General features: G+C 50.7%; 11 protein-coding genes and 1 pseudogene. All 12 read right to left on the bottom strand.

Features of this window, described 5'->3' with window-relative positions; all coding sequences use genetic code 11:
• Positions 1 to 173 precede the first annotated feature (173 nt).
• Positions 174 to 1,055, bottom strand: a pseudogene (locus tag D5269_RS15385) (type I restriction-modification system subunit M); the annotation flags it as partial.
• 236 nt (positions 1,056 to 1,291) lie between these two features.
• Positions 1,292 to 1,693: a DUF6578 domain-containing protein gene (locus D5269_RS15380; protein ID WP_120486702.1), complete on the bottom strand. Its 402-nt coding sequence runs from the start codon at positions 1,691 to 1,693 to the stop codon at positions 1,292 to 1,294.
• Between the two features lie 40 nt (positions 1,694 to 1,733).
• The gene (locus D5269_RS15375; RefSeq protein ID WP_120486701.1) at positions 1,734 to 2,582 is read right to left on the bottom strand and encodes a GIY-YIG nuclease family protein; all 849 of its coding nucleotides are present in this window, start codon (positions 2,580 to 2,582) and stop codon (positions 1,734 to 1,736) included.
• A gap of 1 nt (position 2,583) precedes the next feature.
• Positions 2,584 to 3,099 (bottom strand): hypothetical protein, encoded by a 516-nt coding sequence (locus D5269_RS15370; RefSeq protein ID WP_120486700.1) that lies wholly within the window; start codon positions 3,097 to 3,099, stop codon positions 2,584 to 2,586.
• A 19-nt stretch (positions 3,100 to 3,118) separates the two neighbouring features.
• Positions 3,119 to 3,550, bottom strand: coding sequence for a hypothetical protein (locus D5269_RS15365; RefSeq protein ID WP_120486699.1), 432 nt, complete (start codon positions 3,548 to 3,550; stop codon positions 3,119 to 3,121).
• A complete protein-coding gene (mcrC, locus tag D5269_RS15360; RefSeq protein ID WP_120486698.1) occupies positions 3,540 to 4,616 on the bottom strand; it encodes a 5-methylcytosine-specific restriction endonuclease system specificity protein McrC in 1,077 nt (358 codons plus the stop codon). Before mcrC ends, D5269_RS15365 begins: the two co-directional genes overlap by 11 nt.
• Positions 4,613 to 7,009 (bottom strand): AAA family ATPase, encoded by a 2,397-nt coding sequence (locus D5269_RS15355; protein ID WP_120486697.1) that lies wholly within the window; start codon positions 7,007 to 7,009, stop codon positions 4,613 to 4,615. Before D5269_RS15355 ends, mcrC begins: the two co-directional genes overlap by 4 nt.
• Positions 7,010 to 7,029: 20 nt before the next feature.
• On the bottom strand, positions 7,030 to 7,341 hold the full coding sequence (locus D5269_RS15350; protein WP_120486696.1) for a DUF4357 domain-containing protein: 312 nt from the start codon (positions 7,339 to 7,341) through the stop codon (positions 7,030 to 7,032).
• Between the two features lie 13 nt (positions 7,342 to 7,354).
• Entirely contained in the window at positions 7,355 to 10,438 is a 3,084-nt protein-coding gene (locus D5269_RS15345; RefSeq protein ID WP_120486695.1) for a DEAD/DEAH box helicase family protein, read from the bottom strand.
• Positions 10,435 to 10,833: a hypothetical protein gene (locus D5269_RS15340; protein WP_120486694.1), complete on the bottom strand. Its 399-nt coding sequence runs from the start codon at positions 10,831 to 10,833 to the stop codon at positions 10,435 to 10,437. Before D5269_RS15340 ends, D5269_RS15345 begins: the two co-directional genes overlap by 4 nt.
• On the bottom strand, positions 10,830 to 12,086 hold the full coding sequence (locus D5269_RS15335; protein ID WP_120486693.1) for a restriction endonuclease subunit S: 1,257 nt from the start codon (positions 12,084 to 12,086) through the stop codon (positions 10,830 to 10,832). The genes D5269_RS15340 and D5269_RS15335 overlap by 4 nt, the downstream gene beginning before the upstream one ends.
• A gap of 12 nt (positions 12,087 to 12,098) precedes the next feature.
• Positions 12,099 to 13,811 (bottom strand): N-6 DNA methylase, encoded by a 1,713-nt coding sequence (locus tag D5269_RS15330; protein ID WP_243126905.1) that lies wholly within the window; start codon positions 13,809 to 13,811, stop codon positions 12,099 to 12,101.
• Between the last annotated feature and the right edge of the window lie 150 nt (positions 13,812 to 13,961).

Raw genomic sequence — 13,961 nt, 5'->3', positions numbered from 1 at the left:
GATATCCGTCTCATCTGCTGAGACTATCGTCAAAATTTCTCATTTCCATACCTTGCTTAAACGCTTATGAACACAGCTTCTAACACTGTCTTTCAGAACGACAAAGGATTTACTTGCCATATCATAATCGGCTACGGCTTTTATACTCGAACGAGGTCTTGTCAAATAAAGTCTCATACGCCCACCTCGATTTCTGCAATAATCTTCGCAATTTCATCACGGAGTATCTGTTCACGGGCAACGATTTCTTCGATCTCGGCATTGAGCTTAACAATATCTATCTTCTCTCTGGTATCTTCCTGTTCCACATAGCTGCTGACAGAAAGGTTGTAGTCCTGTTCAACGATTTCCTCATAAGGTACACAACGGGCGAAGTGGTCAACATCCGCACGGGAAACAAACTCGTCCACGATGTTAGCGATATTTTCCTCAGTCAATCGGTTGTTGTTCGTTACCTTGACAAATTCACTGGAAGCATCAATAAACAAGGTACGGTTATCCGCTTTGCTACGTTTCAGAACCATGATGCAGGTCGCAATGGAAGTTCCAAAAAACAGATTGCTCGGCAGCTGGATGATGCAGTCAATGAAGTTGTTGTCAATCAGATACTGGCGAATCTTCTTCTCAGCCCCGCCACGGTACATGATGCCGGGGAAACAGACGATTGCTGCCGTTCCGTTGGTGGCAAGCCACGCCAGCGAGTGCATGATAAACGCAAGGTCAGCTTTTGACTTTGGTGCAAGCACTCCGGCAGGGGAGAAACGGGGGCCATTTATCAAAACAGGGTTATCATCGCCCTCCCACTTGATAGAGTAGGGTGGATTTGAAACGATAACCTCAAACGGTTCATCGTCCCAATGCTGCGGAGACAGCAGGGTATCTTCATGGGCAATGTCAAACTTGTCAAAATCAATGTCATGCAGGAACATATTGATACGGCAGAGGTTGTATGTAGTCAGGTTAATTTCCTGACCGTAAAATCCCTGACGGACATTCTCTTTACCAAGGATTTTTGCCGCTTTCAGAAGCAGTGAGCCAGAACCACAAGCAGGGTCTATAAAGGCGTAATCTTTGATACAAGCCCGCTCACCGGAAAAGTGTATAAAAATAGCGAAAGCCGCAGGAAACTATGCGTTTCTTGCGGTTTTCGCTGTATTAGTCGTTGTTCAATTGGCCCCGTCATGGCACATCCGGAGCGCGGCTGATGCCAGTATCGTCGCTCCTGTGCGGCTAACTCAGGGAATAATTAAAAAGTATGCCAAAATTAAAAGGTTCGGGCAAAATTAAAAGGTTACTGGAATGACACTTCATCCTTCTTTGCAGGGCGGATTTCGGCGTCTGCCAGATGAACTATATATCCGCTTGCCTGCATCTCGTTAACATCATCTTCCGCTCCGTCTACAGCTTCGGTATCCATCAGCATTCCATCCACTCGCTTCATCATCGGTGAGCCTTCTTTCTCCCGTTCAAAGCGCTCATACAGGATTTTTATACCGTGAACCCGTCCAGTGAAGACATAGAGCTTTTCCCATTCATCACTATGAGCTTCATAGCAGTAGTCTATTTTACCAACGTCAATAGCCGTGTTCAGGTCGGTGGTTGTATCAACAAGCCACCTGATGGTATCGCCGACCGCAAATGGAGTACCGCAGCATTCCATCTGCCACTGCTCATAAAATACAGCACATTCCATAGTTACAACTGCTCCTCAGATGTATTCATTCTTAACTCGTTCACTGGCTGTCCAGCTCTTTGAGTGTATTACCGTTAGCATCCTTCCAGAGCGCATTGCCGCTCAAGGAAGCACCACCGACGAACCCGGCTGCAGCAGACGGGCTTGAGAAAAGCAGGTCTGCAGTCAAGGCACCGTTCTCGTCGATACGGTCAGCGTATTTTCGCCGGTCTTTGATGGCTCTCTCCGGGCAGCTTTTCGTCACACTCGGATTGATAGTGCTTCCCCGTAACACCACAAAGCCGTCACTCGTCCGCTTGCCGGTAGCCCTTGCCCTGCTATATTCAAGGAAGAGGAGCGGCTCAGTGTCCTCAGAGTCTACCGTCGGCGCAAAAGGCTCAAAGACTCTATGTCCGAGGGCACCCATGACAATCTTAGCATAGTCGATGAACTCCTCAAGCTCGCTTTCTGTCTCCTCCGTGATGTTGCCCGGATTCGGGTCGTTGCCGTTTTTCACTATATAACGACCAGCCTGCAAGGCCATGTTGCAGAAGCGGTTTTCAAGATAGCTTATCTCCGTCGGGCCGAAGGAATTATTGGTCGTAGTGAACATGATGGCTTCTGTCCAGTAATCGATGGATGCGTGTGGCTCCTGGACGCGGAGAAGAAGGCCCTGACCATTTTTCCGAATTCCGGCCTGCCCAATGTAAACGACCGTGTTATCCTCCTTGTCCGTGCCGAAAAGGAAGTAGACCCCGCTCTGCTTAAGGATGGCCATATCCTTACACTTGTCGAGGGCTGTTCGCGGAATTTTATATGCTATGCCCGTCCAGTTGGCGAGAGAGCATTTGACCCGTCCGCTCGGCACATCATCCATCAGGAAGAGCTTGATCGTTTTACCTCTTGCCATTTCAGTTTCCTCCATATTCGTCCATAACCATGTCGCCGAACAGCCATGCGACACCGTGTACGACGTTCCCCGCCTCAACTTTTCCTTCGTAGCGGAGATACAAATTGAATGTAAAGCCCAGCGTGTCTATCGCAATATCGCAGTTCGGCTCATCCGGCCCAGCCGATGGATTCCATTCCACAGCGAGAACTTTACCAGAGAACAGGATATGCGGACTCTGCTCAAAATGCTCCCAATCGTTGTTCGCTGGGAATGTCCCCATTGGAATCATGGAGATAGGTGCCATTTTATTTTCTTCGACTTTGCTGTAGTCTTCTTCGGAGCTAAAAATCTGGATATCACTCCCAACGCCACAAATATCGATTGCACATGGGCCTTCCGGAGCATTCTCACATTCATCTGCATTGTCAATGAAGATGTTGACGGGTATCTCCATGCCCTCATTATCAGTGGTTTCTACCCGGGCAATTTTCCCGTCTTCGTAGTCCATAAAATACTGGAATTTCAGCCTGGTCATGAGAAACCGACCTCCTTCTTCAATCCGTTTCCGGTAGTTCCGGGACAACCGTCATATCACAGGTATCATTCACAAAAGAGTAAATCGGGACACCAAAGGAACCATCCTCCGCAATATGAGTAACGAGCGTTTTGATAAAGAACTCCACCCAATCCTCTGCAGGTGCCTCTGCGCCGTCTTCCTGTGGTGTGACCCACAGGCCCGTAGCTAATTGCCGGTCAGTGGTGTATATGGCAAGCCCGACCGTTGAATCGTAGAAGTCAAAGGATGCCTCAAATGCGACTGGTGCTTTACTGTCGCGTTCTTCAACAGCGATTCCTTCCGGGATGTCGGTCATGGTTATCATCATACGGCCCTTGATTTCTCCGCATTCATTTTCAAAGCGCTTGATAGAACCGTTTTCACGGAGAATCGCTTCTACTGTATCAAACATCTTCCGGTTAACCAACATCCTGTGCGGTCTCCTCTCCAAAGTGCTCATCCACTATTGCGTTCAGCTGCGTGGCAATATCAGAGAACTCCCGGTTTAAATCAAGAGTCCGGACGCTGATTTTGTTGCCGCTCATGTGGTAGGTGTTGTCCGGCTGGATGAGCTCATCTGTCCGCGCATACAGCAGCATGCCGGAAACCTCGTGTGGGCGGTCTCCAAACTCCGTATCCTTGTTTTTCACATAGGTGAAAATCTGATACAGGTTATTTGAATGGAGTGTGTGGACATCATACTGGGTCTGCATCGTGTGCGCGTAGTATTTCGCATCGATAATCAACACCCGGTTGCCCTGGGTGAGCATAATGTCGCTTTGCATCACCGGCAGCAAGGTTCCAATGCCATCGTCCAAGGCCCACGGGATTTGCGATGCCGTCGCTTTCACCTGTGGGCACTCCTTGGCGTAGTATTCGAGGATGAACTTTTCATACAATCTGCTCATCCTCTGCTCGTCCATGAAGGAGGCCAGCCAATGCTCACCACTATCCGTAGTCATCAGCATTCCCTCAAGCACCAGCTGGCACAGGCTGATGAGCATCCGGTAGGTGTTATTATTGCGCTGAAAGCGGATGGAGCTCCACCGGATTGATGCCGGGTCGATGGTGTCAACATTGGAGAAAAAGAGCATCTCTTTCTTCAGGTCAGTTTTATATTCCTCACTTACCCGCGCATGACGCAATAGGAGCATGACTGTCGTTTTCAGGATTTGATTGAGCAGATTGTTCTCCGACAGCTCATCATATTGGCAGGTCACGACACGCTTTCTGGCAAGACGATTCTGGATGGTACCCGGCATATCGATTTTCCCGCGCACCACAGGCATAGTCTCTGTCCGATTCAGGTATTCCCGGTAGAGACCCTGCTTCAGCTGCCAGCCGATGCCCTTGGCAAGTATCGCGGCAAACAGGTTATGAAGATTGTCGAAGTCCTTGGTCGAAACACTCTCATAGCCGCCTTGATTCAGCGTGGTAAACGCATAGGACAGCATACAATAAATATTTTTGATGAGGATGCTCTTATCCTTAATCATTGCAACACACCACGCATGATGTTCTCCCAGCGCTGGAGCTTAGTCGCATCGTCAAACCAGTATTCACTCAGCATGGGGAGAATGTCATAGTTCACGATAGAGTCCAGCCATTCATCCGTACACTCATCCTGTCCGCAGAAATAGCTGTGGCCGATGCAGAAGCCTTTTCCGAGCGACTTGTCGGCGGCAATTTCTTTGTTCAGGTCTTTTACGCGCTCGACCAACTCGTTCAGCGTGTCATTGTTCAGGCTGGCTTGATAGCGCCTGAAACCTTCGGAGTCAAAACCGGGCTCCATATCAAAGAAGCTGAAACGGCGACGGAGTGCATAGTCAATCATGGCAAGGCTGCGGTCAGCGGTGTTCATCATGCCGATGAGATACAGGTTTTTCGGTACAGAGAACGGGAGCCCGTTGTAGGCAAGCGTGGCCTTGGTGCCGCGATAGTCCCTTTCGATGAGCATCAGAAGCTCACCGAATATTTTACTCATGTTGCCTCGATTGATTTCGTCTATGATAAAGAAGAACTCCTTGTCCGGCTGATTGGCAGCTCGCTGGCAGAAACGATAGAAGATACCGTAGCGAAGCTCAAAGCCGTCCTCTACCGGTTTGTAGCCCATTACGAAATCCTCATAGGAATAGTTCTGATGGAACTGAACAAACTCGATCCGGCTCTCATCTATCTCGCCCATCATTGACCATGCGAGACGCTTTGCCGCGAAGGTCTTACCAACACCCGGAGCGCCTTGGAGAATAATGTTTTTCTTGTTCCGGAGCACGGCCTGCATTTTGGCATAGTCGGCTCTGGTCATATAGACTTCTTTCAAGAAATCCTCGCTTGTGTACGGGTCATTCGATTCCTCAGACTGAATCGGATTTTCATCGCGGATGATATCCATAATGAAATCATACTCGCCTCTGGTGAGCTTGAACAGGCTGCCCTGCGGATTCTGGAAGAACTCCATTCGCTCCAGTTCAGGGCACTCCCGCAGCGTCTGATAATCAATAGGAGATGCGAGGCCCTCTACCTTTTCAAAATATAGCTCCTCGCCATCCTGCTCCGCTGTAACCCGTCCAATCGCCACGATTTTCATTACCGGCGTGGACTCATAGCCAATAATCATATCACCGGCTTTTGCATCGAGGAAATTCTGGAAAATGCGACGTTTATTGCCATTATCGTTATACAGGGAGTACGACTCCACCTCGCCCACAGGCATATCGGAAAAACTCCATATTTTGGGATTTGCGGTCAGCCACCAGCAATGGAATCCCTCTGTTTCTTCCTCGTCGCTCTTGGCATACAGCGGCACCTCAGAAAGGTCAATCTGCTTGAGCGCTGATTCCAACTCATCGCGCAGCTTCCAGATATAAGAGCCTTCTTCATCCTTGCCTGCATCTTTGCCGACATAGAGGATAGTCCACCAGCGTGGGTCTCCCGTGTCGCGCTGCATAACCGGGCAGCCGGTTTTCTCGGCCACGCGTCTGGCCAACGCGACGGAACCGCTGTTATAGAAATTCTTGGTCTCGCCATACTTTACAGAAAGCTGTGTGCAGGTGGCCTTGCCACCATAGTCCAGCAACCGCTTCATGATTTCGAGGCTGCTGGGAATAAAAACCTCGGTGTCATTGATGAGTGCAATCCACTCATCTGTGCTGATTGCCGGGGAATAGTCTGTCGGCCACCATTCATCCGCAGCAGGCTCATCATTGCGTTTGCTGTAGTACCGGCTGATATAGAAACCCACATCAATTGTCAGCGTCCGCATCTCCGGGTCGGCATAGCAGGTGTTATCGGCCTGAGCTGCCAGCATATTCCGAAGTTCATCATCTTTCTGAAGCTCGGTGCAGATTTCATTGTAGAACGCATAGAAATTATGAATGTTATCTGCGTAGGCACCCTTTTTGAAGCGATAGTCGCTCTCCAATTCACTGGCGACGACTTTCACCTCGCCCAGCTTGAAAATGTAATACTTGTCGGGATAACGAAGCCACAGATAGGTGCTGATAGAATTCTCATTCTGATAGTGCTGGGCAGCACCGTTCCCATAGCGCTCCAGCAGAAGAGACGATTTCAACTTGAAGCTGTTGATGCGCTCATAGACATCCTTGCTCTCATCAAAGAGCTCGATGAACATGGCGCGAACTTCCTCCGGTACAATCTCCGCGAATTTCTGTATCATTCGGGCCGGGAAGTTATTCACATTCGCCAGCAGGTTGGCAGTGGCAGACAGAGACTTCTTGAGCATTCCGGCAAAGTCTGTAGCGTTTACATCCCAATTGAGCTGGAAGCACTTCACGGCCTGCCACTTATATTTTTCATTGGGCCACAGCTTCTGCGCAAAGTCACGCTTATAGCTGATCAGCGCCTCTTTCAATCTGAATTCATCAAACATGCTCTTCCTCCCCGTATCATTCACTCGCTCATGAGCTCTTTTAACGTGCGGCCTTCGGCGTCCTTCCACGCAATGAGACCGTTGGTGCTCCGGCCTGTGATGAAGTTTGCCGCTGTGGATGCACTCTTGAAAACCACATCCTCCTTGACGGTCGCGCCCTCACAGTGTATCTCCCGGTAACGGGCTACAGACTTCGCACTGCGGAACTTCCCATCAGAGTGAACATTCTCCGAAACCGTCGAGCCCTTTTTCACCGTCATGGTGCCAGCCTCGAAATCATACTCGCCGACAGCGGAAACACCGGAACTAGGCTTTTTCAAATACAGTTCCATCCCGGTACCTCCATTAATCTGCGCTGCGCAGGCTCTTGTAAATCTCGTCCGCAAAGATGCCCAACACCTGACGCTTCATCTCGTCGTTGGACAGCAGCAGGGAGAAGAAATCTTGATTCTGGGAGAGCCCTTCAATCAGTGCGTCGTCGATATCATCGAAATAAGAGAACTCGAAGTCCTGCTGGGTGTTGTTCTTGGCGCTGGTCTTCAGCTTTTCGGACTTCATGAGGATGTCCCGAATCTGAAGCATCGCCTTGACCACAACATCGTTATCATAGGATTTTCCGGTGCGGCTGTTGATTTCGTCTATGATTTCCGACAGCCGCTTTTCCTTATCCTCGGTCAGACCGAAGTGCTCGGCGGTCGGGAGCTTCATCACAGGGCTCGCCACGAGATTCGGCGTGGTGTGTTCCTCGATCTTTTTCTGTACAAAGTTGGAGGCTTTGATTTTGCCGTCCAGATTGAAGCCACCACCTGGATGCTTGATATTGATGTACGACAGCAGATAAGCGATGAAGTTGTATTTCTTATGCAGGTCGGTGTCCTCGAAACTGGAGACCTGGAGCAGGAATTCATAGAAGCGCACGAAGCTCCGCATCACGGAAACGCACTCGCGCTGGTCGTTGTACTCGTAGTGCTCCAGCAGCTTCTTGCTTTTCTGAAGGAAGAACGTCAACCGCTGCTTCTGCTTGCCTGTGACCTTCTCGGTGTACAGGATACCGTTTGCCGCTTCAATGTCTGCCGGGTCAAGAATCGCATAGGCGTCAATCCGGGCCTCCAAATCGTAAACGGCGCTCGGCGTCACGGAATTGGCCAGCAGTGTGGTGGTGTAGTACGGTGCAAAAGCGCTCTTAATTTCCTCATAGGTGTTTACGAAATCCAGCACAAAAGTTTTCTTGTCATACGGGGCACAGATGCGGTTGAGCCGTGAGAGGGTCTGGACAGCGTTCACGCCTTTGAGCTTCTTCAGCACATACATGGCGCAGAGTTTGGGCTGGTCGAAACCAGTCTGGTATTTGTTTGCCACCAGCAGCACCTGATAGGCATCGGTGTCAAATTCCTTCGGCAGCCGGTCTTCCGGGAAGCCGTTCAGCCCAGCTTCGGTATATTCTGTCTCATCGTCTGGCAGCTTGACCTTGCCGGAGAACGCCACCAGCGCGTGGATGCCCTCGTATCCCTTCTTGGCTACATACTCCTCGAACGCCTTGCAGTATTTCACGGCGCTCTGGCGAGACGGCGTAATGACCATTGCCTTGGCCTGTCCGCCGAGCTCGTGCATGACCGTTGTCCGGAAATGCTCCACGATAACCTCGAACGCCTTGCAGTATTTCACGGCGCTCTGGCGAGACGGCGTAATGACCATTGCCTTGGCCTGTCCGCCGAGCTCGTGCATGACCGTTGTCCGGAAATGCTCCACGATAACCTCTACGCGCTGGGCAATGTTCGTCTCGTGCAGCTCCACAAACCGGGCTATCTGCCGCTTGGCATCATTGGTCTTGCAGCGCGGGTCATCTTCGATTTCCTTGTTGATTTGGAAGAAGGTCGCGTATTCCGTGTAGTTCTGGAGAACGTCCAGAATGAAGCCTTCCTCGATGGCCTGCTTCATGGAGTAGACGTGGAAAGCCTCCCGCTGTCCGTGGGGATTCAGGCGTCCGAAAAGCTGGATGGTGGTTGGCTTCGGCGTTGCGGTGAAAGCGAACATAGAGACATTGGCCTGCTTGCCATTCTGCTTGATTTCGCTGGAAATCATATCTTCCACATCAGCCTCGACCTCCTCGCCGGAGCCTAGCGCCATCGTGACAGCGGCCATGTCCTTGCCCGCAGTGGAGGAATGGGCCTCGTCGATGATGACGGCGAAACGCTTCTCCTTCAGGCCCTTCACGCTGTCCACGATAAAGGGGAACTTCTGAATGGTGGTGGCGATGATTTTTGTGTTACCGTTCAGAGCAATTGCAAGGTCAGCGGAATTGCACTTGTCATCCATCACGCGAATGAGCCCTGCCTTGTGCTCCATGCCCATTATGGCCTTCTGAAGCTGCCGGTCTACGACAACACGGTCGGTGACGATGACCACGTTATCAAAGATAATTTTGTTGTCCGCGTCGTGGAGGCTCGTGAGGCGGTGTGCCAGCCAAGCGATGGTGTTCGTCTTGCCGGAACCTGCGCTGTGCTGTATCAGATAGTTCTGCGCCGTCCGGTTTTCCCGGACATCAGCCAGCAGCTTCCGAAGCGCGTCAAGCTGGTGGTAACGCGGGAAAATCAAACTCTCGCTGCGCTTCACTTTCCCGGTAGCTTCATCGACCTTCTCGTTGACCGCCACGAAGATGAAGCGGCTGATGAGGTCGAGGATGGTATCTTTGGTCAGGATGTCCTCCCACATATAGGAGACGCTGTACTTGTCCTCAAAGGCAGGATTGCCCGCTCCAGCAGTGACCCCGTGTCCATTGCCCATGTTGAAAGGCAGGAAGAAGGTCGCATCACCGGCCAGCCGCGTGGTCATATAGACCTCTTCCAAGTCCATCGCAAAGTTTACGAGGGTACCGGCCTTGAACAGGAACAGGCGCGTCTTCGGGCTCCGCTCGGTGCGGAACTGGTAGATAGCATCCTGATATGACTGACCGGCGGTGTTGCACTTGAGCTCAAAGGCGATGATGGCGAGACCGTTCAGGAAGATAACCACATCGATGCGCTCTTTGTCGCTGGCCCAGACCTCCTCCATCACAGAGAAGATATTCTGGCTATACTTCTTTGTCAGATCTGGATTGAAGGTGGTCGCGGGCTTGGTGTACATGAGCTCCAGTTTTCGGTTGGAGATTTCAATGCCATGCTTCAGCACCTCGATGAGGCTGCCACGGGCCTTGGTGGTCTCCGTATTAATGAAGCTGACGATGGTGTCCTCCAGGTCGGCCTTATAGATTTTCCGCAGGTACTCCATTGTGTCCGGCTGCGTGGTATTCAGGAACTGGAAGAGCATCTCCCGGTCAACGGCAAACAGGCGGTCAAAATTGCTGGCCTTGCGAATGACAAAACCATTGTCCTGCTCCAGCCGCTCCAGCAGAAATTTCTGATAGTCCTTTTCAGAGAGAATGTTCGTCATTTCTTCCGTTCCTCCTCATGACGCTTTCGCATGGCAGCAGCCGCTTTGGGATTGAAATGCCCATGGTGAATCAGGTGATACCCGTCTTCATCAGCATAGAGCACCCGCTTTGGCTGATTGTTGTTCGATACCTGAATCTCGACCCAGCGGCGCTCCGGGTGCTGAGATGAAGCAATTGTAAAGATAACCGCTCCGTTTTTCTCAAGCGCACCCAAGGCCGCATTGTACTCATCCCGCTCAATGGTAAAATCTACGTCAAACAGATTTGCAAAAGCTGTTGTTGCATGAGCCAAGCTGTCAAATTCAGAATCCTTTGTCTTCGCTAATTTGAAATCAGCTTCAGCGACAAACAAGGCTGCACCCCAGAACTCAGATTCTATAAATTCTACCTTCATGAGATGGGCACCTCCTTTTTGCCGTTGACATACTCGAAGATGAGCGACTTCTTATACTCATCCAGCGTTTCAAGCTGGGCCTTTTTATCGGCGATGACCGCGTTTGTCTTTTCAATCACGTCATCGATGTGGGCCACGATTGCCTCCTGCTCCTCCAGCGGAGGAATCGGATAGAACAGCTCCGAGAGCTTGTTCCACCGCAGGTCACAGGAACGGACGCGGATGCCGGTAGCCAGCGCCAGGAAGACGTCGCTGTAAGCCATGCTCCGGAGGAAGTACATAATATATCGCTTGTTCTGGTCTGTCTCCAGAACATTCAGCACCGGAGATGCCTTTCCACGGGAATCGGAGATTCCAATGGCACCGGCGAAGCCATCCATACCATGAACGACCAAATCTCCAATGTCGATACCCTGATAGCCGATTTCCTTATCTGCCATCGTGAAACCATCCTCGCGGCGATTGCTACGGAGCGTGACCTCGCCATCACGGAAGCAGGTAATCACTCCATCATCTTCCCGGACAGGCTTTTGCACATACTTCAGGATATACTTCCCACGGATGCAATCCCAATGAGATGGCATCATTCCAATCCACTGAATTTCGCTGTCCTTCATCTCAGCGTCCGGATTCAAACCATTTGTCACGGTTTCGGTAATGCCGGAGCGCTTGCACTGTTCCAGTGTTTCGATTTGGGATTGAATGTCGGCAGCGATTGCATCAATTGCTGCGCACTTGCGAGAAAGGAATTGACCTATGCGGATTTGTTCTTGAATTGGCGGCAGAATGACCAAGCTATTCAAAAACCACAGTGCATATAGGTTTCTTTGGATAGTTCCTACACCACGAGAGGAAGTTTCATATTGTTGTACCATGCTTCCGTCTCGCAAGAGGAAGTTCATATAAGTGTTATCACATTCGCCAGTCAATTCGTAAACAAAGTAAGCAGGGCTGATGATACCGTCATATTGTGATACTCCCACAGACCCCCGCCATGCTTGCTGATTGTTGAGGACAAAATCACCAACATGAACATTTTGATAATTCGACAAGTCAGCGCTGGGCTTATGAACCTGCATTCCAGACGAATCATTGTAGGATATTACACCTCTATCCAAAAAAACAGAAAGCAATTCTCTTTCTCCGCTGTTTTTCTCGCTCCATAATTTCAGAATCGTTCTCAGGCGCTGCACCTTCCAATCAACAGGAATATCACCAATGCTATCCATTCCGCTGTATTTCATTTCGCGCATGATATCACCGCCTTACTCGAACAGCTTGGACACCCGTTCAGAAACGGAGAGCTCCAGCTCCATGAACTTAGTTTCCAGCTCTTCACTGGGAGCGGGCTGCTGGTACTTATAGAAGTGTCGCGTAAAGGGGATTTCAGCACCAGTCTTGATGACAGGCTTCTTTGCCCCAAGGTTCTCCTCAAAAAATGCTTTTGCATCTGGGACATGAGGAAGCACCTCACGGGCCATGTATGCGTCAATGCTCTCTTCGAAAGGCACAATCTCTGTATCTTTGGTCTCCTTGTCATAAAGGACATTACCCTTTCGGTCATGTTGAATCTCAGCCTTCTTATCCATGACTGAGAGTCCGTCCGCGATTTTCTCCATGAGCTTCTTATCCACCAGCGGCCTCGGTTCCTCCCCGGCGGGGATGGGCATACCGCTTCCAAGTGATTGTGCCAGCACCGGCATAAACTCAGCAGGAGAATAATAGACTGTGTCGCTCACCGCTGCCTGCAATGCTGCGATAATCGCATCAAAAACCGGCTTGTTGTTCTGGAACGCCTCCAGTTTATTCATGTCCTTGCCTGTCAGTTCTTCCGCATTTTCAAGTTCATCCACCTTAGCGGCGTCATAGAGGCCAGCCAAGGAACCCTTAGCGAGCATGGCCTCAATGCGCTCCGGCGTGATGGCATAACTCCGCTGGAGCGGCTGCATCACAACGTACTCCCGGTACAGGAATTCCTCGTTCCGATAGATTTTGCAAAACTCACCCGGCTCAAAATCCGCATACAGCTTGGTGATGGCAGAGCGGTCTTCCGGGCTGATTTCGTTTTTCTTGTCCCCCAGCGCCTTGCGCAGCTTATGGAAGAAGGAAGACGCATCAATCAGCTGTACCTTGCCTTTACGCTCCGGGCGTTTGTTCTTTGAGAATACCCAGATGTAGGTGGCAATGCCGGTGTTATAAAACAGGTCAATCGGCAGTGCAATGATAGCTTCAATCAGGTCGTTCTCCAACATCCACCGCCGAATCTGACTCTCGCCAGAAGCCGTGCCTCCATTTACCATCGGACTGCCATTCTCGATGATTGCAGCTCGACCGAAATTGTCGTCCATTTTATCAATCGCGGATTGGAGGAACAGCATCTGCATATCACCGGAGCTGGGCAAACCGGCTTTCCAACGGCTCTCCACTTTTTTATGTTCCGCATTGACGGCAGCCTCCACGCCTTCGGGTGCATCCTTGCCGCCCCAAGCCGTGCCGAACGGCGGATTCATAATCACGAAGCGCATCTTGGTGCCCTTAAAGCGGTCGGCCAGCATGGTGTCCTGGAAGCAGATGTTCTCCGCGTTCTGGCCCTTAATCATCATCTCCGCGAGGCAGATGGCGTAGGACTCCGGATTGATTTCCTGCCCGAAAAGCCGCACGTCGGCAGTGGGATTGTACCGCTTGATGAAATTATAGGAAGTGGACAGCATACCACCCGTTCCACAGGCTTGGTCGAGTACGGTGATAACCTTTCCGTCATCAAAGATGTCGTCGCAGCCTTCGGCCAGAAGGATATTCACCATGAGTTTGATGATGTCGCGGCCTGTGTAATGGTCGCCAGCTTCGGCATTTTCAGAGAACTTCCGAATGAGCTCCTCGAAGATGTATCCCATCTTCACGTTGTCGATGGTGCGCGGGTCGAGGTCGAGCTCTGAGAACGCCTTGACCACGCTGAGCAAGCGATTGTTCTTATCCATCTTGTCAATCTGCTTGTCGAAGTCGAGGCTGCGGATAATGTCCTGAATATTGGCAGAGAAGCCTTGTATGTAGGCTTTGAGAACCTGTATTCACAAGGAGAAAAGAACGTGGTAAAATAGAGATATGGAAGAAAAAGGACGGGAGTCGTA

This window comes from Anaerotruncus sp. 1XD42-93, assembly GCF_009917605.1.
In the GTDB taxonomy this organism is placed as follows: domain Bacteria; phylum Bacillota; class Clostridia; order Oscillospirales; family Ruminococcaceae; genus Anaerotruncus.
Note: the sequence above shows the minus strand (reverse complement) of the source record. Positions and strands in the feature narration are given on the sequence as shown.

Coding starts and splice junctions, on each gene's coding strand:
- D5269_RS15380 (WP_120486702.1), bottom strand. CDS start 1,693: ATGGAATGTGCTGTATTTTATGAGCAGTGGCAGATGGAATGCTGCGGT.
- D5269_RS15375 (WP_120486701.1), bottom strand. CDS start 2,582: ATGGCAAGAGGTAAAACGATCAAGCTCTTCCTGATGGATGATGTGCCG.
- D5269_RS15370 (WP_120486700.1), bottom strand. CDS start 3,099: ATGACCAGGCTGAAATTCCAGTATTTTATGGACTACGAAGACGGGAAA.
- D5269_RS15365 (WP_120486699.1), bottom strand. CDS start 3,550: ATGTTGGTTAACCGGAAGATGTTTGATACAGTAGAAGCGATTCTCCGT.
- mcrC (WP_120486698.1), bottom strand. CDS start 4,616: ATGATTAAGGATAAGAGCATCCTCATCAAAAATATTTATTGTATGCTG.
- D5269_RS15355 (WP_120486697.1), bottom strand. CDS start 7,009: ATGTTTGATGAATTCAGATTGAAAGAGGCGCTGATCAGCTATAAGCGT.
- D5269_RS15350 (WP_120486696.1), bottom strand. CDS start 7,341: ATGGAACTGTATTTGAAAAAGCCTAGTTCCGGTGTTTCCGCTGTCGGC.
- D5269_RS15345 (WP_120486695.1), bottom strand. CDS start 10,438: ATGACGAACATTCTCTCTGAAAAGGACTATCAGAAATTTCTGCTGGAG.
- D5269_RS15340 (WP_120486694.1), bottom strand. CDS start 10,833: ATGAAGGTAGAATTTATAGAATCTGAGTTCTGGGGTGCAGCCTTGTTT.
- D5269_RS15335 (WP_120486693.1), bottom strand. CDS start 12,086: ATGCGCGAAATGAAATACAGCGGAATGGATAGCATTGGTGATATTCCT.
- D5269_RS15330 (WP_243126905.1), bottom strand. CDS start 13,811: ATGGATAAGAACAATCGCTTGCTCAGCGTGGTCAAGGCGTTCTCAGAG.